Consider the following 2537-nt stretch of genomic DNA (forward strand, 5'->3'; position numbering starts at 1 on the left):
GTCACGCTGAAAATGCCGGCCTTTGAATGGGTTCATGTGCAGCTCCATCAGCAAAAGGGGATGATAAGTTTATCACCACCGACTATTTGCAACAGTGCCGATCGGAGCGGGTTTAACCTACTTCCTTTGGTTCCGGGGGATCTCGCGACTCGAACCTACAGTTGTTTCCTTACTGGGCTTTCTCAGCCCGGGGACCGCCGTGTTGCTAGGATGGTTGTTCTTGGATCAGACGCTGAGTGCGCTTCAAATCATCGGCGTCCTGCTCGTGATCGGGAGTATCTGGCTGGGCCAACGTTCCAACCGCACTCCTAGGGCGCGTATAGCTTGCCGGAAGTCGCCTTGACCCGCATGGCATAGGCCTATCGTTTCCACGATCAGCGATCGGCTCGTTGCCCTGCGCCGCTCCAAAGCCCGCGACGCAGCGCCGGCAGGCAGAGCAAGTAGAGGGCAGCGCCTGCAATCCATGCCCACCCGTTCCACGTTGTTATAGAAGCCGCATAGATCGCCGTGAAGAGGAGGGGTCCGACGATCGAGGTCAGGCTGGTGAGCGCCGCCAGTGAGCCTTGCAGCTGCCCCTGACGTTCCTCATCCACCTGCCTGGACAACATTGCTTGCAGCGCCGGCATTCCGATGCCACCCGAAGCAAGCAGGACCATGATCGGGAACGCCATCCATCCCCGTGTCGCGAAGGCAAGCAGGATGTAGCCTGTGCCGTCGGCAATCATTCCGAGCATGAGTGCCCGCCTTTCGCCGAGCCGGGCGGCTACAGGGCCGGTGATCATTGCCTGGGCGAGTGAATGCAGAATGCCAAATGCGGCAAGCGAAATGCCGATCGTGGTCGCGTCCCAGTGAAAGCGATCCTCGCCGAAAATGACCCAAAGCGCGGCCGGCACCTGTCCGACAAGTTGCATGATGAAGAAGACCGCCATCAGGGCGGCGACGACGGTCATGCCCCGGGCCCACCGGAACGAAGCGAGCGGGTTGAGAGCCTCCCGGCGTAACGGCCGGCGTTCGCCTTTGTGCGACTCCGGCAAAAGGAAACAGCCCGTCAGGAAATTGAGGCCGTTCAAGGCTGCCGCGGCGAAGAACGGAGCGTGGGGGGAGAAACCGCCCATCAGCCCACCGAGCACAGGTCCCGCGACCATCCCGAACCCGAAACAGGCGCTCATGAAGCCGAAGTGCCGCGCGCGCTCATCGCCATCAGTGATATCGGCAATATAAGCGCCGGCTACCGCCCCAGTCGCCCCGGTGATGCCGGCCACGATCCGCCCGATATAGAGAACCCAAAGGAAAGGCGCCGTCGCCATGATGGCGTAGTCGACAGCAGCGCCGGCCAGCGAGACGAGCAAGACCGGCCGCCGCCCGAAACGATCCGACAGCGCGCCCAGCACAGGTGCGCAGGCAAATTGCATCAACGCATACAGCGCCAGCAGAATGCCATAGTGGGCGGTGACGTCGTTCGAGTGAACCAGATCGCGCAGGAGGCCCGGCAGCACCGGCATAATCAGGCCGATGCCGACAGCGTCGAGCGCGACAGTGCTCAGAATTACGATCAGGGGTCTGTTGGGTTTCACGTCTGGCCTCCGGACCAGCCTCCGCTGGTCCGATTGAACGCGCGGATTCTTTATCACTGATAAGTTGGTGGACATATTATGTTTATCAGTGATAAAGTGTCAAGCATGACAAAGTTGCAGCCGAATACAGTGATCCGTGCCGCCCTGGACCTGTTGAACGAGGTCGGCGTAGACGGTCTGACGACACGCAAACTGGCGGAACGGTTGGGGGTTCAGCAGCCGGCGCTTTACTGGCACTTCAGGAACAAGCGGGCGCTGCTCGACGCACTGGCCGAAGCCATGCTGGCGGAGAATCATACGCATTCGGTGCCGAGAGCCGACGACGACTGGCGCTCATTTCTGATCGGGAATGCCCGCAGCTTCAGGCAGGCGCTGCTCGCCTACCGCGATGGCGCGCGCATCCATGCCGGCACGCGACCGGGCGCACCGCAGATGGAAACGGCCGACGCGCAGCTTCGCTTCCTCTGCGAGGCGGGTTTTTCGGCCGGGGACGCCGTCAATGCGCTGATGACAATCAGCTACTTCACTGTTGGGGCCGTGCTTGAGGAGCAGGCGGCGACAGCGATGCCGGCGAGCGCGGCGGCACCGTTGAACAGGCTCCGCTCTCGCCGCTGTTGCGGGCCGCGATAGACGCCTTCGACGAAGCCGGTCCGGACGCAGCGTTCGAGCAGGGACTCGCGGTGATTGTCGATGGATTGGCGAAAAGGAGGCTCGTTGTCAGGAACGTTGAAGGACCGAGAAAGGGTGACGATTGATCAGGACCGCTGCCGGAGCGCAACCCACTCACTACAGCAGAGCCATGTAGACAACATCCCCTCCCCCTTTCCACCGCGTCAGACGCCCGTAGCAGCCCGCTACGGGCTTTTCATGCCCTGCCCTAGCGTCCAAGCCTCACGGCCGCGCTCGGCCTCTCTGGCGGCCTTCTGGCGCTCCTGCTGCGGCGTCCGCTCGTGGGCCGTGGCG

1 protein-coding gene and 2 pseudogenes are annotated in these 2537 nt (G+C 62.2%); 2 read left to right on the forward strand and 1 reads right to left on the reverse strand.

What is annotated here, in order from left to right:
• Positions 1-100 precede the first annotated feature (100 nt).
• Positions 101-343, forward strand: a pseudogene (locus BFF42_RS14820) (EamA family transporter); the annotation flags it as partial.
• 31 nt (positions 344-374) lie between these two features.
• On the opposite strand, the gene tet(A) reads toward BFF42_RS14820, so the two are convergent.
• Complete coding sequence (tet(A), locus tag BFF42_RS14825; protein WP_000804064.1) at positions 375-1574, reverse strand: tetracycline efflux MFS transporter Tet(A); 1200 nt, start codon at positions 1572-1574, stop codon at positions 375-377.
• A gap of 105 nt (positions 1575-1679) precedes the next feature.
• On the opposite strand from tet(A), the pseudogene tetR(A) reads away from it, so the two are divergent.
• Positions 1680-2329, forward strand: a pseudogene (gene tetR(A), locus BFF42_RS14830) (tetracycline resistance transcriptional repressor TetR(A)).
• Positions 2330-2537 lie beyond the last annotated feature (208 nt).

The sequence above is a fragment of the Shigella sp. FC1661 genome, from assembly GCF_001712525.1.
GTDB classification, from domain to species: Bacteria; Pseudomonadota; Gammaproteobacteria; order Enterobacterales; family Enterobacteriaceae; genus Escherichia; species Escherichia coli.